The sequence below is a fragment of the Serratia sp. AR11 genome (assembly GCF_056376275.1).
On the sequence record NZ_CM150739.1, the window covers coordinates 4660344 to 4682376 of the forward strand.

21 protein-coding genes and 1 pseudogene are annotated in these 22033 nt (G+C 49.3%); 16 read left to right on the forward strand and 6 right to left on the reverse strand.

The window, feature by feature from the left end; all coding sequences use genetic code 11:
- Positions 1-4 precede the first annotated feature (4 nt).
- From ACSOSI_RS21995 to ACSOSI_RS22015, 5 genes are all read right to left on the reverse strand, one after another.
- Complete coding sequence (locus ACSOSI_RS21995; protein WP_476706143.1) at positions 5-673, reverse strand: fimbrial protein; 669 nt, start codon at positions 671-673, stop codon at positions 5-7.
- Between the two features lie 32 nt (positions 674-705).
- Positions 706-1461: a fimbria/pilus periplasmic chaperone gene (locus ACSOSI_RS22000; protein WP_476706144.1), complete on the reverse strand. Its 756-nt coding sequence runs from the start codon at positions 1459-1461 to the stop codon at positions 706-708.
- Positions 1458-3998 (reverse strand): outer membrane usher protein, encoded by a 2541-nt coding sequence (locus ACSOSI_RS22005; RefSeq protein WP_476706145.1) that lies wholly within the window; start codon positions 3996-3998, stop codon positions 1458-1460. Before ACSOSI_RS22005 ends, ACSOSI_RS22000 begins: the two co-directional genes overlap by 4 nt.
- Before the next feature lie 22 nt (positions 3999-4020).
- On the reverse strand, positions 4021-4563 hold the full coding sequence (locus tag ACSOSI_RS22010) for a fimbrial protein (protein ID WP_476706146.1): 543 nt from the start codon (positions 4561-4563) through the stop codon (positions 4021-4023).
- A gap of 85 nt (positions 4564-4648) precedes the next feature.
- Positions 4649-5191, reverse strand: a complete 543-nt coding sequence (locus ACSOSI_RS22015; protein ID WP_476706147.1) for a fimbrial protein — start codon at positions 5189-5191, stop codon at positions 4649-4651.
- A 715-nt stretch (positions 5192-5906) separates the two neighbouring features.
- Between ACSOSI_RS22015 and ACSOSI_RS22020 the strand changes: the two genes are divergently transcribed.
- From ACSOSI_RS22020 to ACSOSI_RS22070, 11 genes are all read left to right on the forward strand, one after another.
- On the forward strand, positions 5907-6215 hold the full coding sequence (locus ACSOSI_RS22020) for a FaeA/PapI family transcriptional regulator (protein WP_476706148.1): 309 nt from the start codon (positions 5907-5909) through the stop codon (positions 6213-6215).
- Positions 6216-6299: 84 nt separating this feature from the next.
- Positions 6300-7028 (forward strand): response regulator transcription factor, encoded by a 729-nt coding sequence (locus ACSOSI_RS22025; protein ID WP_476706149.1) that lies wholly within the window; start codon positions 6300-6302, stop codon positions 7026-7028.
- Positions 7021-7407, forward strand: coding sequence for a hypothetical protein (locus ACSOSI_RS22030; RefSeq protein ID WP_476706150.1), 387 nt, complete (start codon positions 7021-7023; stop codon positions 7405-7407). Before ACSOSI_RS22025 ends, ACSOSI_RS22030 begins: the two co-directional genes overlap by 8 nt.
- A complete protein-coding gene (locus ACSOSI_RS22035) occupies positions 7404-9011 on the forward strand; it encodes an FKBP-type peptidyl-prolyl cis-trans isomerase N-terminal domain-containing protein (RefSeq protein ID WP_476706151.1) in 1608 nt (535 codons plus the stop codon). Before ACSOSI_RS22030 ends, ACSOSI_RS22035 begins: the two co-directional genes overlap by 4 nt.
- Positions 9012-9643: 632 nt before the next feature.
- Complete coding sequence (locus tag ACSOSI_RS22040; RefSeq protein WP_476706152.1) at positions 9644-10228, forward strand: fimbrial protein; 585 nt, start codon at positions 9644-9646, stop codon at positions 10226-10228.
- Between the two features lie 49 nt (positions 10229-10277).
- Complete coding sequence (locus ACSOSI_RS22045) at positions 10278-10973, forward strand: fimbrial biogenesis chaperone (protein ID WP_476706153.1); 696 nt, start codon at positions 10278-10280, stop codon at positions 10971-10973.
- Positions 10974-10988: 15 nt separating this feature from the next.
- The gene (locus ACSOSI_RS22050) at positions 10989-13499 is read left to right on the forward strand and encodes a fimbria/pilus outer membrane usher protein (RefSeq protein ID WP_476706154.1); all 2511 of its coding nucleotides are present in this window, start codon (positions 10989-10991) and stop codon (positions 13497-13499) included.
- A gap of 21 nt (positions 13500-13520) precedes the next feature.
- Positions 13521-14588 (forward strand): fimbrial protein, encoded by a 1068-nt coding sequence (locus ACSOSI_RS22055; RefSeq protein ID WP_476706155.1) that lies wholly within the window; start codon positions 13521-13523, stop codon positions 14586-14588.
- 38 nt (positions 14589-14626) lie between these two features.
- Positions 14627-15157 (forward strand): type II toxin-antitoxin system RelB/DinJ family antitoxin, encoded by a 531-nt coding sequence (locus tag ACSOSI_RS22060; RefSeq protein WP_476706156.1) that lies wholly within the window; start codon positions 14627-14629, stop codon positions 15155-15157.
- Positions 15158-15584: 427 nt separating this feature from the next.
- Positions 15585-16187, forward strand: coding sequence for a TetR/AcrR family transcriptional regulator (locus ACSOSI_RS22065; protein ID WP_476706157.1), 603 nt, complete (start codon positions 15585-15587; stop codon positions 16185-16187).
- A gap of 18 nt (positions 16188-16205) precedes the next feature.
- Entirely contained in the window at positions 16206-16535 is a 330-nt protein-coding gene (locus tag ACSOSI_RS22070) for a type 1 glutamine amidotransferase family protein (protein WP_476706158.1), read from the forward strand.
- 587 nt (positions 16536-17122) lie between these two features.
- Here the strand turns inward: ACSOSI_RS22070 and ACSOSI_RS22075 are convergent.
- The gene (locus ACSOSI_RS22075; protein WP_476706159.1) at positions 17123-18058 is read right to left on the reverse strand and encodes a LysR family transcriptional regulator; all 936 of its coding nucleotides are present in this window, start codon (positions 18056-18058) and stop codon (positions 17123-17125) included.
- A 104-nt stretch (positions 18059-18162) separates the two neighbouring features.
- Here ACSOSI_RS22075 and ACSOSI_RS22080 point away from each other — a divergent pair, with 104 nt between their 5' ends.
- From ACSOSI_RS22080 to ACSOSI_RS22100, 5 genes and pseudogenes are all read left to right on the forward strand, one after another.
- Positions 18163-18768, forward strand: a complete 606-nt coding sequence (locus tag ACSOSI_RS22080; RefSeq protein ID WP_476706160.1) for an FMN-dependent NADH-azoreductase — start codon at positions 18163-18165, stop codon at positions 18766-18768.
- Positions 18769-18949: 181 nt separating this feature from the next.
- Positions 18950-19053: pseudogene (locus ACSOSI_RS22085) on the forward strand (transposase); the annotation flags it as partial.
- A gap of 533 nt (positions 19054-19586) precedes the next feature.
- On the forward strand, positions 19587-20291 hold the full coding sequence (locus tag ACSOSI_RS22090) for a DJ-1/PfpI family protein (protein ID WP_476706161.1): 705 nt from the start codon (positions 19587-19589) through the stop codon (positions 20289-20291).
- 275 nt (positions 20292-20566) lie between these two features.
- Positions 20567-20725 carry a DUF1427 family protein gene (locus ACSOSI_RS22095; RefSeq protein ID WP_476706162.1) on the forward strand — a complete coding sequence of 53 codons (159 nt, stop codon included), beginning with the start codon at positions 20567-20569 and terminating at the stop codon, positions 20723-20725.
- A gap of 622 nt (positions 20726-21347) precedes the next feature.
- The gene (locus ACSOSI_RS22100; RefSeq protein ID WP_476706163.1) at positions 21348-21956 is read left to right on the forward strand and encodes a response regulator transcription factor; all 609 of its coding nucleotides are present in this window, start codon (positions 21348-21350) and stop codon (positions 21954-21956) included.
- Positions 21957-22033: the final 77 nt, after the last annotated feature.

Here is a 22033-nt window from a genome sequence, read left to right on the forward strand (position 1 = left end):
CGCCTCAGTCATAGTTCAGTCTGAAATCCACCGTCGCCCGGTATGCCCCGGCCTGCAGCGGTGCGGCAGTCCGTTCCGGCGCAATCGTATAGGTCAACGTGGCCAGTCCTGGCGTCAGTAACTGTTTTGGCCCCCGTTCCCCCAGGCGTACGTCCCGCAGTCGCTCGTCCAGCAACCGCAACCCGATCCCTTTCGCGCCCCGCACCTGCACTAAACCTGGAGTATCCGGATCCATCGGTGCTATAAAGCTCACCGACACCGCCGGCTGGCTGGCGCTCCAGGTCAGATTGCCGGTTCGGCTATCCTGGCTGCCGCCGGACATCCGCAGGCAATCACGCAGGTGCAGTTGCACCGCCACCGGCGTGCCGCGATCGCCAACGTTCTGCAAGCGCCCGGTACCAATGTCGCCCAGACTCACGTCCTGATAGGCCGACACCATGTCCAGCCGGCAGGCGCTTTCCGTCAACGCACCGTGCACCCACAGCTGGCCGCTGCTACCTTCCACATCACCCTGTTCGGTTAATACCCAGTCCGCCGCCCGTGCCGAGGGGATCAACAACCAGCCGACTAACATCACCACCGGCACCATCATCACCAATGCACCCAAACACCACCGGTACAGCCGCTCATGGCGTGACGACGGCAGGCGCACAGTTTGGTTTTGTCGTTTCATCTTTCCCTCCTTGCAAAGGCATTCACTCGGATTTACTGGCTGTCTTTAATCGGTGTGGCGGTGCAAGTGGTGCCGTTACAGGAAAACTTCAATTGTGGTCGGCCGCCGTAGTCATTGATGTAGGTCAACACCGGATTAGCCCCCAGCACGCCAGCGTTAACGCCCAGCGAGGTCTGCCCCTTCGGTGGAACCATCACCGGCTCAAACCCCTTGACGCCTTCCCCCCCCGGTTTGCTGCCTGCATCCACCAGAGTGATGAAGTACGGCGTCGGGTTGTTAAGCTGGTAGCTGTCGCCCTGGCGGGTTAGCGTCAGTTTTTCCTGCCACGGATTTGCCATCTGAGTTTTGGTTGGCACTAGGGCTGCCGGCCGATAAAACAGCTTGATGCGTGTTTGTAAAGCAATTTGCAACGTATTGGGCTTATCACTCTTCGGTGGAATTTCCCGTAGGTTGAAATAAAACAGCGATTCGCGATCCTGCGCCAACAGATTTGCGGCCGGCAGCGCCTGAATTTTTATCTGGCTCTGCGCACCCGGCTCAATGCGCTGCACCGGCGGTAAAATGGTCAGCGGGGATTGGACTTTGTTGCCTTGCGTGTCTTCAATCCACCCCTGCGCCAGATAGGGCAACTGCTTGTTCTGGTTGCTTACCGTCAGGCTCTGTGATTTCTCCCCGCCGTTAAACACAATCCGGGTGCGGTCCAGGGAGATTGCCGCGCTTGCCTGTTGGGCCGTCATTCCCGCGCATAACAGCAACGCAGAAAGGGGTAATATCTTGTTCATGTTCATGATTCGTTACCTGTTTTCTCTTTGGACGCCACCGCATGACACGGCAGCAGTAAATTCGTTTGGTCACCCTGCGGCAACGTCTCCGGCAGGGTAATCTCACATTGCCTGCGACCATCCCAGTTAACCGACATCATTTGCCCGGCTTTGATACCACTCAGGTAAACACTGCCGTCTTCGTTAACGATGCCGGTATCCTGATCTTTGCTGTTTCGCACCGTGGCGCCAAACGGTGGTGTGGTGCCATCAGCCAGTCGAATGACGGCCATCGCCTTCATTCCCGAGATCACTTCAAAATGTCGATAACCAATGGCCCCTTCCGTTAACGTGGCCTGGATCACCGAGTTGGTTGCTTCCGTGTTCTCATCCAGCTTGTCCAGATCGATGCTCGCCTTGCTGCGGTAGTAACTGCTGATATCCGCCACCACCACTTTGCCGAAGGCATTGGATCGCACACTGGGACCATACCCACGTACCGGTACGTTTGGTGCACCGTCAGTGTCAATTAACAACCGCGTCCCGCCCGCCATGCCAGAGCGATGCAATGCCGCACCTTCCAGCGTTGCCGTAGCGCCGCCCTGTAAGGAAAGCCCCACTGACGAGTATTGTCCTGCCTGATAACTGGCATTGGCATTGACCTGCGCCATATCACCCCGATGGCTGACGTAACCACTCAACGACTCACCGCTGCGGGCGGTGCCGGCATTAAGCTGATAGTTGGTACGATCGTCCACCCGGTCGTAATAGCCCACCCGGTGAGTGGTGTCACTGCGGCTGGTTGAGGTGTTGTAACTCACCGAGCCATTGTTGCCGAATGGCATCGACAACGAGAGGTACATACCGTCGTCACTCACCCCATTGTAGGTATTACGATAAGCCGACAGCGAAAGGCTCAGGTTGCGGAACTCGCCAACATCAAAGTAACGCGACACAGACAGGCTTAACCGATCGTTGGCCGGGCGGTCCCAATACGTTTGGTGCTGATAATCCAGATACGCGCTCAATCCAAGATCGCGGAACTGCTTGTTGAATGAGACCGTATACATCTCCTTGCTCTGATTAAGCAAAGAGCTGTCTCGCCGCGCCTCCAAATATTCCCCCATACGCATGAAGTTACGTTCGGAGAAGCGATACCCGGCAAACGTCACCTGGCTGTCGTACTCGTCGAACGTTTTGGAATAGCTCAAACGATACGAACGTCCGCTCAATGTGCCCTGACGATCCAACACCGCCCGTGACTGGGTGACGTCAAATGACAACGCGCCCAACACCAGCAGGTCTCGTCCGAAGCCCACCGAAGCCGCGTTATAATCACCGGCAGCCAGTCCACCGCCGTACACTGACCAGCCGTTATTGATGCCCCAAGAGAAATCCCCCATAGCGAACAGCGGGCCGTCGCTGCGGTGCTGCCAGTCTGAAGGTTTACCGCTCGCCAGCTTGTAGCGCACTCGCCCCGGACGCGTCAGATAAGGCACGCTGGCGGTATCCATTTGGAATTTCTGTACGGTGCCGTCCTGCTCTTCTACCCGGACATCCAGCTTGCCGTTCACCGCATTATTGATGTCCTGGATCCGAAAAGGCCCCGAGGCCACCTGGGTTTCATACAGCACGCGCCCTTGCTGACTGATGGTGACTTTCGCGTTACTGCGGGCGATCCCGGTCACTTCCGGCGCATAGCCACGCAGGTTAGGCGGCAGCATATTGTCGTCGGAGTTCAGGCTCAGGCCGCTAAAGCGGAAGCTGTCGAAGACTTCGGAACTGAGGTAATCTTCCCCCAGCGTTAAGCGTGCCCCCAGGCTACGGATAGCGCGGTAGGCGTAATAACGGCTCCATTCCCAGTTCTTCTGGTTGCCCTGCCCCGCGCCAGTTTGATGCTCAAGCCGTGTTTGCCAGTCTGCACGCAAGCGCCACGCGCCAAGGTTAGCCCCCGCTGTACCGTTGCCGCTCAGGCTATAACCTTTATCGCCCTGCGATTCCTGACGTCGGGTCTGTGCATTGAAGTTATAATCGAGCAACAAACCAGGAATACCGTCATCCCAGCGTGAGGGTGGGTCCCAATTATCCGAGGTGTATTCCAGATACGCTTGCGGAATGCTCAGATACAACACTCCATTGCTTAAGTTACCGCGCGCTTCCATTCCCTTCAGGCTGCTGAGCTCCAGACACTGCCCGTCGTGCCACCAGGTCACCCCGTCGGCCATGTCTGGCTTTAACCCCAGTTGACCAACCAGTTCAGGAGACAAACACACTAAACTACCCTTGGGGTCATTATCCGGTGCACGAAACACGACCGGCTGTTCCGGTAGATCCTGCTCATTGATCCGCACCACCATCGGATAAGTCCCGGGCATAATAAACCCGCCCTGAGAAAATTGACTTAAGTCGATATTAGCGCGATCTTTTAAATCTAAAATATCGGTATTGAACTGAATCTCGTCCCCTGCCTGAGCGAATATAACTTCCCCACCTAAGGCTGCGACAATGAAAACACCCAGTAAACGCGCGCGAAATATCCTGGGCGCAGGAGATAAATACGCCATAACTACTGTCCCTTTATTATTATCAGTAATAATCCAGTTTAAAACGCACAGCAGAAGAGTATTCACCTGCCCGCAATACATTCTTATCGCCGACCAGACGCAGGAAAAAACTCAGGTCCATATTCCCAGGCATCACTTCATTCATCGGTAAAGGTTTCCCCGGCAACGCAATATTGCCCCGTGCATCGGTGATCTGCAGCGCCACACCTCGCGCTTCACCGCGTACCCGAAACAATCCGTTGTGGCCATCACCGTCAAATGCCACCTGAAATCGCTGCCAGTCTGGCAGATCTGTCGTTGCACGGGACAACACGCAATTCACCAAGCGGATAGTGAATGGCTTCGTCAGTCCCTGCCCGTCACGAATAATCTGGCCAATCGGCAGGGTAGACATGTCGATGCTCTGGTCCCGGCTGCCGGCCTCAATTGCGCAGGCGGTATCAAGAATAGCCCCTTCCATATTGACCCTGCCCCAGCCTGCCTGGGCTGACACAGCCACTGCTGGCAAACTGGCCAATAGCACCGCCAATAGGGAAAACGCCACAGACCCGGTTAATCGATTCATTAATGCACTCCAAGCTGTTAAACAGCCCTTGAAAGGAAAAAACATGCGGGTTACCCCGCATGCTGCATAACCGGTATTGACGCTATTACGGGTAAGTCAGGGTAAAATCAGTCACGGCGGCAAAGTCACCTGGCACCACATCAACGCCTGTGCCACCTTCGCCACCGGTCATCAGGCCTTGCATGTAGGCAGAGAACTGCAGGGTGTTGTTACCGTTCTGCACCATCTGTGCAGTACCGGCTTTACCCAGCTCAACCAGAGCACCGCTGGTGTCAGTCATCGCAATACCTGCGCCACTGGCAGAACCGGTGATAGCCAACAGGTTTTTATTGGTTTCCTGCGCTTTAGCGCCGGTGAAGGTGACCTGAACGGTTTTACCGGTCTCTACGGTGCAGTTTTCCAGATCAATCCGGAAATTTTTCGGTGTAGAACGGCCACCGTCTTTCAGAGCCACGTTGGAAACCTGGCCCAGGTTCACGGTCTGATCGACAGTCTCTGGGGTAATAGAACATGGAGCATCAACGATAGAACCGGTAAAGTTCACTTTACCGTGGCCTTCGTCTGCATGAGCCATAGAAGACATACCAAATGCCACTACTGCCGCCATCATGATTTTATTCAATTTCATTTTCTTTCCTTAAGTTATTAATAATGATGAACTCGAGTTCATTCACTTACACTTTGTTCCCCCAATAACATTGGCGTATGGGAACCCTTTCACATTCACGGCATTAGCGAATGCGTTTCACACAACAAACATTCACGCAAATACAATAGGCGGGATATTTATCACGTCAAAAGTCCTTGTGCGCATCACGAAATTTAATCGCACAAAAATAATGATAACTGCAGCTCACATCCAAAGGCAGGACAGCAAATAAAGCGTTTTAGACTATGATATATAACAGTCCAGCACGGCCTCCAGATGCAACAATTATTACAAATTGAAATTAATTTATAAACACAAAAAACAAAAACAAAACAAATACGAGACATAACACTTCTGTTATTTCAAATAATTAATAATTACGATCTTAAATGTCGCAATGAAATGATCAATCAGAATATAAAACCAAATATAAACCAACCAATGACATCAAGGATCGATTTTTTTTTATTTACGATATAATCATCTAATAAGCAGGGGTTTTGATGCGGCTGACAGATAAGAGCTAGGAACAATCCTGTTGATTTATAACGAAGTGGTTGGGATTATCACGAAAAGATTAACACTTGTAATGATTTCAACCATAAATAATTAGCATGGGAATTAAATTGCCTTTATTTTCCCTTTCATAAGTAAGGTCAAGGCACCCACATTCAGCAACGGAGCAAACAAAGGAATGAATGAATTCGTTAATAAAACCTCGGCTAGCCAGCGACAAGACGTGCATTTCGAACTCGTAGCCAAATCCGTCATAAAATTATGCGCCGATAATGAACGGCGTAATGCAGATGCGCCAGCGACCTGGGTCAGCACGCGTGATATAGCAGATGACTGTAATTTCAGTATTTATAAAACCCGGTATTTACTCCTGAAAATGGCACAAAAAGGCTGGGTGCAAGTGACGCCTCATCCTATCAACAATGCCCTGCGCTGGTATATCTGCCCAAAAATGAAAAATAGAGAGATTAACGATGACGACGAATAAGTACTGCAGTTTCAACTGCCCACATAAAGTATGGCATATACCTGCACGGTAAAAACCTGCCGGGCTTTTCACGAGAAGGTAAATATGAAAACAACAGTAACGATACTCCTCGCCGAGCCTAATCTGTATTTCGCACTGGGTTTTTCACAGGGATTGCTATTGCATTTTACCCATATTGGTGTCGATCTTCACATCAGTGAAAACCTGTTGGATAAAAACCATTGCGATATGGTCTTTCTGGCTGCAGAGCAGGATATTTCCAAGTTGCGCTATCTGACTCAGCGGCGAGCTGCGCCGGCGCATCAACGAATTTTTGTGTTCAAAGAGAAACCGAGCCAACACGACAGTACTCAGTTCAAGAGTTTAGATGGGATTTTTTATCGCCACCAAAGCGTCGGCTGGGCTATGCAAATTGTGACGCAGGCTCTGTACAAAATGACGTTGCCAAGTACGAGCAAAGGGCATGTCAACACACTCTGCCCGGCGCTGACCGCTCGAGAAATTGAGATCCTGCGCTATCTGGCCAATGGCCAACGCGCCAGCGAGATCAGTCAATATTTACACATCAGTGCCAAAACGGTCAGCGGTCATAAACGCAACGCCATGGAGAAATTGGGTATCACTCGCACTTCGGACCTGAATTACTGGCTGCTCCGTGGCGGCATTGGACAATTGGCGACACACTCCCTGCCGGCAGCCCACCGATGGAACACCACAATGGATCCCTCATGCCAGGGAGAATCGCCACTTTTATTACTGCCACATCGGCAGATCGAACCATCACAAAATAGACCCGAGAATGACTATGTCTAATACCCACTTACTTCCCTTTTTGTTGTTGTTGACTACCGGGCTGAGCGGTTGTAAATCACCCGCATATTCCACAGCTTCAAGCGTTGTGCCCAAACAACAACTCGAACAACAAGCGGGCCAGGAAGTTCAGCGTTTACGTCAATGTCAACAACAGCTGAAAGCGCTCAATACGCTTCAAGCCGCCAACTATCCAGGACTCCAACGCAGCTTTGATCAATTGATGCGTGGTGCCGCCCAGTACGCCGGCTTACGTACCAGCATCAATGAAAACACGCAGGATACCGTAGACGCGTTATACCGTTATCGCGTCAACTTACTGTGTTCACAAATCAATCAAAGCGTTCTCAATAGACTGGCTGAACAGGGTGGAGCACCATGAGTCATGACGTTACACACACTTCGCCCGGTTTGTTGCCGTCGCTGATCGTGATAGCTCTCGGCCTGATAGCCTCCTGCGCAACTCAGGCTGCGGTGCAACCCGGGGTCCCTGCCCTGTTGCAGTTTGCCGAACAGTACCAGCAACAGACGATTGACGCGCCGCCACCGGACGCCAAACCGGTGGAAAAAACCGGTGCTAACCAGGTAAAAAAAACCGCCGACAAAACCACGAATACGCCAGGTGCACGTTCCACCAAGGAAAACACCACCGTCGCCACTAGCTGGCAAACTAAAGACGCCAAGATCCGACGTCTACAGGACACAATTACCCGACTTGAGCAACAAATCACTACCTTGGGTAAAAATCGGGCGGACACGGCGCCAGTTCCCCAGCCATCTCTGGATATTCAGACGCTGGGGAAGTTGGTCCAAGGGGTCCGCCGGGCACTGTCATTAACACCCGAAGAAGTTCAGATGAAGGAACGCCTGCAGCAAACGCAGCAGCAAATATCACTGGCGCAAACGAAGGAAAAAAGTCTGCAGTCAGAAAATGACAAGCTTAAAAATCAACTGGCGGCCATCAAGACCCAAAGTCAGAAATCCGCAACCGAGGCACATGACACCCTCACCGCTCAGTTACAACGAACCGAACAGGACAAGGCTACGCTGCAAACACATTTGTCAGAGGCACAAAAAAGCAACCAAACGCTGACCGCGACTAGTGAAAATGTTAAGGCGCAGTTGGCAAGATTGAAAACCACTGAGGCTGATCTGCGTGAAACACAGGTACTGAAGCAACAACAACACAATGAACTACAGCAACAGCGCAATACCCTGCAATCCGAATTGGATGGGCAAGTCGCCGAGATTGCCAATCTGAAGGCAGAGCTTGATACCTTACAAAAGACGGCCCCCTTAAAAATTCCGGCAGACCGAATGAAACAGCCCGCAGTGCGCCAGGCATACGCCGCCGGTATTTCATTGGGCGAAGAGATGTTACAAATGCGCGATGAACGCCAAAAATGGGGAGTTCAAATCGATAAGCAGGTGTTGCTGGCAGGCCTGACTGACACCTTCTCCGGACAGCGACAACTGGATGACGAAGCGCTCAATCGTGCGCTTTCGGACTCGGAGCAGCAGGTGACACAGGCCAGGGATAAGATACGGTCAACCCAGGTAAAACAGGGTAACGCCTATCTGAGCAATTTTAAAAAAGACAAACGGGTCAAAACCACCGCGGCCGGGGGCTGGTATCGTATTGACTATGCCGGTGATACCTCAATTCCCGCCGGTGCCATCCTGGACGTGATAATAAAAGAAACACTCACCGATGGCACCGTGATCCAGGATATGGATACCAGCGGTGCCGTGTTATCGCAACCTCTGGAACAATTTCCACCGTTATTTGCCGACGCGCTGAAGCAATTAAAAAATCACGGTTCATTGACCCTGGTCGTGCCGCCTGAGTTGGCGTACGGCGAAAAAGGTTATCCGCCAAACGTACCGCCCAATGCCACCATGGTGTACCAACTACGTATTGCCGAAATATACCCCGAAACACAGAAAAAAAAGGAGGCGCAGGACTCTGCAGAATCCCCCCAGTAGCCTCATGTTCTCTGGCTAATCGCCATTGGCTGCTGACGACCTTACTCCTTCGTTAGCAGCCATTTTTTCGCTATGTCTATTCCAATTCCTGAACTGAATAAGGAGCGACAGTTCAATGAAATACTATAAAAAACCATTAAATAAAATCACCTCGCACAACTATCCCCCTAGAGACGGATGCCTATTACTTATCGTCATTAGTTTACTATTTTGGTGCGCGGTCTTCGGAATTATTACTTTACTGTGGTAAACGGATCGCAGCGGAAAAAGTGTATATCGTTTTATATACAAAAAGCCTTGCTCTGACCTTATGTAAGCATAAAATTAGCATCAGCTATTCTCGCGACAAATAAAAAACAAGCAACTCATTGTTTTTAATGAGAATTAAAAACATATTATGAATCATTAAAAACCATTATGTTTACATTGATTTGAAGCCCATATGATTTATGATGGTATCACTGAGCAAGCATAGTATTGCCATGCTCAGGTAGTAATACCGAAACTAATATAGGTATGTATATATAAACGAATTCAGCAGGACGAAAACCTGGTGTTTTCATGAGAGTTGAGCAAGTCAATATATATCTTCACGTATACCTATAACTCTCTATATGGAATTTGGAGTCAATATGGTTAATAAAATCCTTTCTCTCACAGTATTGGCCGCAGCGCTAAACTCAGGCAGCGCGCTGGCGGCAGATCAATCCGCCGGTGGCATTATTTCGTTCTCTGGCGCGATTACTGATACCACTTGTACTATTAATGGCGGTAAAAGCGCTGATTTTACCGTTGCACTCAGCCCGATCTCCGTGGTCGATGCCGGTAACACCGTGGGGCCAATTATCAAAAACAAAAAGTCTTTTTCTCTCACCTTCTCTAACTGTTCTCCGGCCTCCGGCACCTCTGGGCAACCGTTAAAGATCTATTTCTCTTCCGCTGACAATATTTCCACCGACGGAAAATATCTGCTAAATGATACTGTCAACGAGCAGGATACTGCAGTCTCCAAAAATGTTGGTTTCTCTCTGGCCAACGCCAACGCCTCAACCCCCATTGCGCTGAATCAGCCTTTCGTAACCGATATTCTCGGCAACAGCGCCGATCCGGACTCGGAAACCCTCACGCTGGACGCGTATTACTACAAAACCAATACTGCAGCGGCCAAAGTTGGCGCACTGCATTCTAATGTGACCTATACCATTTCTTACCTGTAATTTAGTTATTCGCCAGGCTCAACGGATGAGCCTGGCTATCGGGAGAAGTATGATAAAAAATATTCTATTAGCCGGGTTAACCCTGGTGACGACTCACGCCTGTGCCAACGTGGTGATCAATACTACCCGCGTAATTTATCAGGAAAGGAATAAGGACGTTGTCGTTCAGTTGATTAACAGCGGCAACGATCCGTCATTGGTGCAGGCCTGGATCGATGACGGCGATATAAACTCCACACCTGAAACGGCCAATGTCCCTTTTTTACTTTCGCCACCGGTAGTTAAAGTTTCCGCTAACAGCGGCCAGCAATTGCGTATAAAAAAAATCGGTCCCCCACTCGCTGGCGATCGTGAATCTGTTTTTTATCTGAACGTGTTGGATATCCCCCCCGTGCCAGAAAATTTGCAGGGTCAAAATACGTTACAACTGGCGGTGAAGTCGCGGATAAAACTTTTTTACCGCCCTAAGGATCTGCAGATCAATCCTGATTCCGTGGCCAATCATGTCGAACTGTATTCACGCGGTAACTCTGTGACGGTCAAAAATAATGCACCCTACCACTTTACCCTGGCCAATATCGACCGTGCTAACCAGCAGAATTTATTGACCGATGCCATCATGATCCCGCCATTTTCCAGCGCAACGGCGCAAACCCGGCAACCACTAAAAGCCAATGACAAGCTATCGCTAAAATATGTTGATGACCTTGGCGCCTATAAAGAAAAAATCATAACGTCTCATTGATGAGGTTAAGCAACGATGACGATAAATAAAACCCTCACTTCACTGCTGACATTGACATCAATTCTGCTGGCTAATCGGGCAGGAGCCGTCGAGTTCGACACCCGTTTACTGGCGGGCGCGTCGCAAGAAGCCGACCTTTCACGCTTTTATCGCCAGTCCGATCTCCCCGCCGGGCAACATACCTTTGATATCTATGTTAACGGCAACTGGAAGGGACGTTTCCCGCTGCATCTGGGGGAACTGCCTGAACAGATCGCGATGCGCTATGAAGATGCCGCCGTTCTGGGAATCGATCTCACCGCCTTGCCCAAGCAGCAAAAGGCCACGCAACTTCTGCCCCTAAACGCACTGGTTCAAGGCGGCAGTATCACACAGGAAACCGACACGCTCAGCATGAAGCTGTCGGTGCCGCAGGCACATATTATTCATGCGGAAAACGGCTATGTTGATCCGCAGTTCTGGCAACAGGGCGAATCCGCCCTGCTGTTTTCCTACAATACCACCTACTACCGTTCACAATTTAAAACCGGTAATACCGCCACTCGGGACGATCTATACGCCGGATTGAATTCAGGCTTTAACCTTGAAGGCTGGCAGTTCCGAGATAACAGTACCTTTTCACATTATTCCGGCCGCGACAGCCAATGGCGGAACAATACCCGTTATTTGCAACGCGGGTTTTCATCTATTACCTCAACGTTAACAGGGGGCGATTTCTATTCACCTGGCAATATGTTTGACTCTATCCGTTTGCGGGGGATCTCACTGGCTTCCGATACCAACATGCTGCCCAATTCCCAACAGGGATTTTCACCCGTGGTTCACGGCGTGGCGCAAACCAATGCTCTGGTAAAAGTGATGCAAAGCGGTAACGTGATTTACCAGGAAAACGTCCCGCCAGGTGCTTTTAGCCTAGATAGCATTCAACCCACCGGTTCCGGTGGCGATCTGCTGGTGATCGTGAAAGAAGCGGACGGCAGTGAACAGTCTTTCACCGTGCCCTTTTCCGCAGTGCCGAATATGTTGAAGCCGGGGCTCGCCAAATACGTTCTGTTGGCCGGTAAGGTCAAGCAAAGCAATACTCGTTACAGCCCAGATTTCCTGCAAAGTTCGTTGCAATACGGCTTCAACAATTTGGTTACCGGTTATGCCGGCACACTTATTAGCGATGATTACCGTGCCTATCTGCTGGGAAGCGGCTGGAACCTGCCCTTTGGGGCTGTATCCGTGGATATTACCCAAGCGGACGCGCATTTCCCGGGCAGGAGCGAAAGCGGGCAAAGCTACCGAATCGCCTACAGTAAATTTCTGGATACTACCGCCACCAATTTCACTCTCGCGGCATACCGTTATTCGACCAAGGGCTATTACAGTTTTTCCGATGCTATTTATACCCACGACGGTTATCGCCAACTGGCCGATCGGCAACCCGATATGCCAAACACACCGGGAGACTGGTCAGGAGATCCGTTGGATATGAATACACTGGATGCGCTGCGTTCGGCCCGCCCACGTAATACCTTTAACCTGAGCCTGAACCAACGGCTAGGCGACAATCTGGGCACACTGTTTTTCTCTGGCACTCAACGTGATTATTGGACCGAACAGGGCAATAGCCGCGAATACCAATTGGGGTATTCCAACACCTTCGGCAAAGTGGATTACAATCTCTCCGCTAGCCGTGTTCGTAATGACAGCCACGAAGAAGAAACCCGGTATTACCTGTCGATCAATGTGCCCTTCGATGCTTTCGAACACACCGCCTATTTGAGCAGCAGCCTGTCGATGACAGACAGCCATTACCAACAGAGCCAGCTCAGCGTCAGCGGTGTGTCCGGCGACGCCAACCAGCTGAGCTATACGCTGTCCGGCGCCAATCAGCCCGGCGGTGAAAACATGGCCGGCGTGAGCGCCAGTTACCGTACGTCACTTTCGACACTCGGCGCGTCTTACAGCGAAGCGAGTGATTACCGGCAAGCGGGCCTTAGCGCGCGCGGCAGCCTGGTCGCTATTCCCTGGGATTTACTGGCCGCCAATGAAATTGGCCACACTCTGACAGTCGTCGACGCTCCTCAGGCCGCTGGCCTAATGGTTAATGGCGATGAAAGTATTATCACCAACCGGAACGGATTGGCACTGGTTCCCTACGCCACACCGTATCGCCAAAACACACTCACGCTATCAGACACCAACGACGCTTCCGGCGCAGAAATTGCCAACAACGTCGGTTATATCGTGCCGTTCTATGGTGCAGTTAATCGCGTCAAATTTGCCACCGACCTGCGCCAATCTTATACCCTGACCGCCAGCTTCCCCGACGGCAACCCCCTGCCATTCGGTACTGAGGTGGTTGACCAAACCGGGCTCCCGGTCGGTTATGTCGGCCAGGCCAGCGTGCTCTATATCAAGAGTGAACAGATGCCGAAACACCTCGAAGTCAAACTCAACCGGGGGGATGCACGCCAGTGCGTCATCGATCTGACTACCGTCGACAATACAACAGTGAACAAAGCAATTTGCCACTGACTCCGTGTGATTGAGGTCAATATGAAAGCATTATATTTATCTATTTTACTTGCCGGTTTGTACGCTGGTGAAAGTCAGGCAAAGTGCTACGGCAATCCGCTGGGAACAGCACGTGCCATCGCAATCGATCTGTCAGATAAACTCAGCGCCAATTCGCCTGAATGGAGCGGACAGGTTCATTCACAATTTTCAGGAACCTTCAATTGCTCAGGAAAAAACAGCAAATTGGGTTATTTCTCCCCCATTGCAGACACGGCCAGCAACACGTTGGTTGTCGGCTTTGGTGATGGCAAACATTGGATTAAGATCCAAACCTCCGCACCTGAGAAAGGGGAAATTACTCTGGCGGAAAAGGGCCAACATTCGGCAACCGAGCTCAATATCGGTTATACCGTCAAGGCAACGCTGGTGAAAAAATCCGGCAGTACCACAGCCAAAGATCGTTATTACATTGATAACTCGATGATGGTGTCCGATTGGAGCGGAATGTCACTTTGGGAGACCATCACCTGGCCTATCAAGCAGGCAGGTAAATTTTTATCCTGGCTGACGGGCAATGGCTGGCCTGTGGACCAACGAGATATGTACATGCAACCGCTAAATATTATCTACACACCTAAAGCTACCACTTGCCTGTTTGAGAATGCCGGCCTGGCGGTGCAGTTGCCACGTTTGGGCATTGTCCAATTGGCCGACCAGATACGCCCTGGATACACCCCCTTTACCCTGAACATACGATGTGAGAACAGGCTAGAAAATGGGACAGCCGACAGAAGCATCGAGATGTTTTTATCGAGCAATAACCTGTTGGCCTCGGATAACAGCGTTATGATCGATACCAGCAGCGGCTCGGCCAAAGGTATCGGCATTCGACTTGCCCAGCAAAACGCACCTTCAACGCCCCTGCGCATGTCAACCTCAAGTACCCATAAAGGCAATGCAACCTCCCTGTTTCATGCGGCAGTGGGCGACACCTTAGATGATCGGTTCACAATGACTCTGGGTGCTTATTACTTTCCCTATAACCTATCGTCTGCGGGCAAAGGAAAAATAAATACCAGTGCCACATTAAATATTATTTATGAGTAAAATCATAAGTAATCATTTATTATAATGAGGATATTATAATGGGTGAGCAAGCACAAATCGGCGTAAAAGTAGATAAGGACCTGAAAGACGAAGTTGATGAAATATTACGTAGCCTGGATGTGAAACCAACAGCAGCGATCAACGGTCTTTACCATTATATTGTTCAGCATAGAGAGCTGCCTTTCATCATCAGCACACAGGTGAATAAACCAAGTAATTTGCACAGCAATTTGTTTATGGATTATCTCTTATTGAAAAGAACCATGCAGGAATTTTATCGAAATAGAGAACATGAAGAACCGCTTACAGAAAAAAACTTGGAGTTGTTAAAATATGTCGTCCGTGAGTTTATTGCTAATTTTCGACAAATAGAAAATGCACTATATCCATTAAACGACGAAAAAGTCATTGACTGGAAAAAGGCCTTTAATGGCGCCAAGCGAGCCTTTTATGTTCTTGAAACGCATGTCAGGTTTGAAACCTATCAGGGCCACTATCTGGAGGACAGTGGCATAATAAAACTGTCTCTGGCATTAAAGATGATCATTGATGCAGAAGCGGGTGTATAGACTTTTCGCTCAATCAACCCACTCTCAGTGAGAGTGGGTTGATTTATCAGGTTGTCTTTCTTTCAATTTGCGTTGTCATCGGCATACGCCGGAGACCGCATCTCGCCCCTGGGGGCACACATCAGTGTTTTGCGGTATAACGCCCCATGCTCCGCCTAAAGGGCCTGAACATCCGGATAACAATATGATAACGAATAAAAAGAGTAAATTTTTCATCTGACACTCCTTGTCGATCTTGTTCATGATGATAGGCCATTGTAGGGTAACGGATCTTACACAAACCGGCATGGCAAACCAGATTATGCCAGCTGCGCGAATACCCGCTCCGCCCCTCCCTGAGAGGGACGTCTTTTTGGACAGTGTACAAGATTGACATTGAGCGTTGAACTCATATTATGGAAATCGGTCTACATAAAGGAATGCAACAATGAACAGCACTATCGACCGAAGAACACAGATCGTTGATACCGCCATGGGCCTGTTTTTACACCAAGGCTATAACGCCACGGGGATCAACAAGATCATAGAGAAAAGTGGGGCCCCTAAAGGTTCGCTTTACTATTTCTTCCCAAATGGAAAAGAAGAGATCGCCCTCACGTGTATAGAACGGATAAAAACAGATGTGTCGGTAACTATTGAACAAGCATTGAGTACAGCCAGCTTCGAAACAGGCGTAGTGAACTTTGTCCGTTCCACCATCTCGTTTTTCCAGACGTGTGATTTCAACAGTAGTACACCCGCGTGTTTTTGGGTGTCTGCCGAAGCGTCACAGGTCAGTTCACGATTAAGGCAAGCTTGCCTGGACGTTTACGAAAGTTGGAAAGCTATTTATGCGAGCCATTTACTGAAGATAGGCGTTGAGGAGGGCGCGGCAAAACGGTTAGCTGACATTATCGTCACCTTAATTGAAGGTGCGTTGATACAAGCGCTGGTAAGCCGGAGTGTCGTTTCTCTGGAAAACGTGATCCATTACCTCAGAGTCATTCTGTGCCAAGAGCTCAACAAGAGTAACCTTAGCATGAAGTGTTAAAGTCAGGACCATAGGGATGTGAATACAGAAAAATTAAAGGTCGCTATGCTGTGTTACTCTGATATGTCGCGATTGGATTTGCTCGGGCCACAAACGGTACGTTGCAAATTCACCGACATTTATCTCGTTTGGAAAACGCTTACCCTCGCGCAAACTGATACGAACATCTCCATCAATCCGAACTGTACTTTTATCGATTGCCCCAACAATCTCGATATCATATTCCCCCCGGTGGGCCTGGCCGCCGTTGAAATGATACAGGACGAAGCGGTCTTGTCCTTTATTCGGGAAAAAGTCTTACCCGCCAATACATCACAGTGCTGGGTACGGATGCCGCCAATGCCATAATGGTGTTTCTTGAATACTCCCTGCCCCACCTTGTGCATCCGGTACGCCAGATAAAGCCGGCGATAAAATCGTCATCCTACTTTAGCCTGAAATCTCTTCAATCAAAGGAAAAGTAGCCACTGCAATGTACAACATGCTGGATAGAAAAATTCTGGTTTCCTGAATAGGCGAACTCATCAAGGGAATACATGCGTGAACATCTATTATCTGTATTTTTTGAGTTAGTAGTCGGCACAATATGGTCGTTGCTGCTCGCCTTCGCCGACAGGTGAAATGGCTTCAGGGCTTGCTCTGAATTAAATGAGTGACAGGTTAGAAAACGATAGCCAGATATCCCCCCCTGGTCAATGAGAAGATAAGCCACGTCGCCAGGCCATCACGTATTCCATGCCCCTGGATTAAACTGCGACTACTGCCTGTTTTCCACTGGGTGGATAACGGTGATGTCCAAGACGTTTTTGCGACCAGGCTCAGGGCGTTCTGTAGTCACGGCCAACGTTAAAACCCTGTTCACGCAGGCGTAGGCTGCATCCATTTCAGCATGAAGATGTTTAGCCGTTGCAGTAAGTTGATTTATATTGCTGGCATTAATTAACCTGGCTAGTTCCGAAAGGGGGAATATGAACTATCTGTTCAGGAAGTTTAGTCAGCAACTCATCAATAACAATGCGGATTTTTTGTGGCATCCATGCGGCCTCCAGCCAGACGGCGCTTATGGCGAACTTCAAACTCGTGCACTCTGGCAAAATTTGTTGAATTTTTCCCTGTGCGATTTCTTTTGAAACCAGCCAGTCCGGAAGCCATGCCACTCCGAGATCACTGATGACTGCCGTTGTAATGACGACAAGATCATCCGCCGCCAGGACCGTATTAGGTCGAAAATCGATCTCCTTTCCTTCCGTATCTCTGAGCTGCCAGTTTAGAACCTTCCCCCCAAGCTGATATCCAATGGCAGGATGTTCTTTTAGTTCTGATAACCTGCGGGGTACCGGGTGGGTTTTCAGATAGTGAGTGGAAGCACATAGAATCATTCCGTGATGACCTAATCGTCTGGCCTGCAAAAAGCTTGAGTCTGCCAACTCACCTATGCGAACAGCCAGATCGAACCCCTCCTCAAACAGATTCACCTGTCGATCGTTAAAAGAGAGTTCGAGTTTTAGTTGTGGGTAACTCTTGGCAATGGCAAGCAAGATTGGTGCAACGCAGTGCTGGCCAAACAATACCGGCAGGCTGATCCTGAGACGGCCCTGTACCAAGGTTTTACCCAGATGTATAGCATCTTCAGCCTCACGAATGCAGTCCAACGCAATACGCGATTGCTGATATAAAATCTCACCTTCTTCAGTCAGGGTCTGGCTACGGGTGGTTCGTTGGAATAACGTGACACTGAGTCGCTCTTCGAGACGTGCTATGGTTTTCCCCACAGCAGAACGCGTTATGTTCAAACTTTGGGCTGCTTGCGCAAAATTACCGCAGTCAACAACAGCGACAAAAACAGAGATGCCTTTAAGATCGGTACGCATCAATTGGTTCCCTTATGGATACAATCAATAGACATAATGTCACTAATGAGGAAATAAACATAATGATATTCTATGGGTAATGAATGTTAACCAGAGAATATCTAATGAGTAACGTATTGATTTTGAAATCAAGCATCAATGGAGATGCATCGCTAACAAACCAACTGATCGATGAATTTAAATCGCAGCGGAAGCAGGCAGGGCACATTGACAGTCTCATTGAACGTGATCTTACTGCTCTCGCGCTGCCGAAACTTAGTCAATCACTTTTTGCCGCCCTGCGCGGCGGAGATACCTCAGATCCTGCTATTCAAGAGGGAGTGGCGTTATCGAATACTCTGATCGGTGAATTAAAATCAAGCGATTTACTGGTCATCGGTGCGCCAATGTACAACCTGAATGTCCCGATAGATTTAAAAAAGTGGTTCGACCTGGTGGCTCGCGCCAGAGAAACTTTCCGTTATACAGAAACCTACCCACAGGGGCTGGTAGAAAACGTCAGAGCAGTGGTGATTAGTTCCCGTGGTGGTGTGCATGAAGGGCAATCAACGGATACTGTAACCCCCTATTTACGCGCTGTTTTGGGGTTAATGGGGATCATCGATGTTGAATTTATCTATGCCGAAGGAATCGATATCAAACCACAGGGTCGCGATGCGGGTATCGCCCATGCCCGAGAGCACATGGCCCGTGCCGCACAACTGGCTTGATAGCCTGTTGATGAAGTGCTGGGATCCGTTATCTGTTTAACGTTAAATAAGTTTAAATTATAAAAAAATCATATACCTATAATACTTTCAAAGCAGGACTGCATCTGGAAAGCTGTCGTCCTGCTAAAACTGCAGTGATGTGATGGACACCCCTCCTTAACGTATCCAGTGCCATACTTTCCCTGACCATTTACGTAAATGGATACGGCTGTATAAACAGGAACGTCAGGGTATTGAGCCGTTGGTAATGCTCTTACACCTGAACAGCACGAAATTCAGCAGCTTTAAGCGCAGGTGAAATGACCTGCCCCCCGTCGATGATCCCTTCTTCATCAGGAATAACCGGTGCATCAATCACTTACCCAAGGCTTTCGCTCTGCTAATGCCGGAATATCTACACTCAGGCACCAGAAACAGAGGTCATTTAAAGTCTGATTTCAAGATTGACATTCATCGTTGAATTCATATTATAGAGATCGGTCTACATACTGAGTGCAAGAAATGAACATGACCATCGGCCTAAGTCCCCATTCGTCGATACCACCATCGGTTTGTCCTGCCTCTGGGATACGACGTAAAACGGGACCAACAAGATCATTGAGAAAAGTGGGGAGACAATGAATACGATCCATCGACTTAAGATAGGTGTTAATGAAGAAACGACGAAAAGGTTAGCTGACACCGCCAGCATTATTGAAGGTGTTCTGATGCAAGCATAGGCAAGCCAGAGTGTCGTTTCCCTGGGAAAACGTGATCCATTACCTCAGAGTCATTCTGTGCCAAGAGCTCAACACCGTGGTAAATAGGAGTATAGAAATATGAATACGAAAAAACTAAAGATCGCCATGTTATGTTATCCGGATATGACACTGCTTGACTTAGTCGGACCAGAGACAGTATTTAGCCAATACGCTGACATCTATCTCGTTTGGAAAACGCTTACCCCCGTGCAAACTGATACGAACATCTCCATCAATCCGAACTGTACTTTTATCGATTGCCCCGACGATCTCGATATCATATTCGCCCCCGGTGGGCCTGGCGCCGTCGAAATGATACAGGACGAAGCAGTCTTGTCTTTTCTCCGGGAAAAAAGTCTTACCAGCCAATACATCACGGCGGTCTGTACCGGATCACTGATCCTCGCCGCTGCTGGACTGTTGAAAGGGATAAAAGCGACGACCCATTGGTCAGTACGTGACGAGCTAGCGATGCTAGGTGCAACCGTAGTTAACCAACGTGTCGTTGTTGACGGCAACCGAATTACTGGAGGGGGGATCACCTCTGGTATCGATTTCGGGCTGGAAGTCGTGGCTAAAGTGATCAGCGAGGATGCAGCCAAGGCCATAACATTGTTACTTGAGTACGACCCTAACCCCCCTTATGCTTGTGGGACCCCAGATAAGGCCGGCGACAGAATTGTCGATATGCTTTGGTCTGAAATCGCCCCCATGAAAGCAAAACTAGCCACTGCCATAAACAACATCCTCAGGGAAAAGAAGCGCGCTTCATCTGTAGGCTAACTCATCAAGTGAATACATGCGTGAATATCTGTTATCTGTATTTTTTGGGTTGGTTGTCGGCGCAGTATGGTCGTTGCTTCTAGCCCTGGGTGATAGATGACGTTATTTCCTAACAATATCCGCTGCCGATTAATATTAATGGCAGACCAGACAGGAGTCATACGGAAATATCGCCATGAAGTTGCATTAAACATTATCACTCGAAAATCGACAATCACTTCGGGCAATAATATATTCAACGGGAACATTCTGGATTTTAAATATAGAGGTGCATTATGCGAGAATATCTATTATCTATTACCCTGGGGCTCATCGTCGGTGGCGTATACTCCCTGCTGGGGACCCGGCCACCGGCGCCGCCAATTGTGATGTTGCTTGGCCTGCTGGGGATGCTAACCGGTGAACGTTTAGTTATTTTCGTCAGGAACTTATAGAGCAGAAACCCTGTCAGGTAAAATATTACTGGTAAGATGTGGGGGCGCTGGCGCTCTGAACACATTTTAGACTGTTACGCGAGCTAGTATACCGTTGCAGGCCATTTTTTATCAGCGCTCAGACTGAAAAACTGGGCTGTTAGAGATTAAACACCGGTAAAATAACCGGATATCGCGTCAGCTGAGACTGAAACGATATCCGAGAGTTTACTCGCCAAGGTTGAACCATATTGTTCTCCTGCAGCAGGTTCTTCGTTCCTCTCTGGTATGAGGTAATAGCCAGGTGCAATCGCTGAGCTTATTCAGTCATATATGGAAATGGTGCACTCACATAAATCATCGGAGTTAATATAACTCAATTTCACCGGCAATAACGGGTTACTTAACTGAATGCTATAGGAGGATCATACTCCCGACAACAGTGTAAAACCTATCTACAGGTCAGCAATATAACCGGTGTTCTTTGTAAAATAACAGTAGCCCCGTCAGATATAAGGGATCAAAGTGACCGTCACGGATGAGGAAACTGGGCTTTGTGCCCAGAGGTTTTGGTGTTTTTCACCTTCTGGCTCGGCCGGAATCCACATTTTATCTAGCGTAAGCCTCTGCACCTGCAGGAGGTATGATGGAACAACGTATCTACATCATTGCTCATGACACGGCGCTGCGCCTTTCAGTCACTCAATTACTGAGCACCCTGGGCTGGCAAGTTGACAGCTATGAGAATGTGTCAAGCTTTCAACACCACAGCGCATCGGTAAATCCTGCGTCCGGTTGCCTGTTGCTGGATACTCGCCTGCCGGGTAAAAGCGGGTTTATGCTGCTGGAGGAGTGGCGCGGCCAGCCGATCAGCCTACCGGTGATCATGATATCCGACAATTCGAGCGTTGAACAATGCCGCCGTGCATTCAAGCTTGGCGCTTTTGATTTCCTCAGCAAACCAGTGGATGCCGACCTGTTGATTGAGACCGTGGGGGCTGCACTGATCCATCATCGTGGCCTGTGCGAGCAATATCAAAAAAAGAATGTCCTGCAGGACAGGCTCACTACGCTCTCCGAACGCGAACGGCAGGTGTACCTATTATTGATGGAGGGCAGGCCGAATAAAGCGATCGCCCAGCGATTATCGTTGTCTCCCCGCACCATAGAAATATACCGTGCCAATGCGTTTAACAAACTAGCGGTGGATTCGGTAGCGCGGCTAATTAAAGTGTATGGCGAGCTAGGGTAATTCAATCGCCATTACGTAAAGTTACGTAGCCAAACACGTAACTACCCGCATTGTTGGTTTTAATGGAAATGCTTATA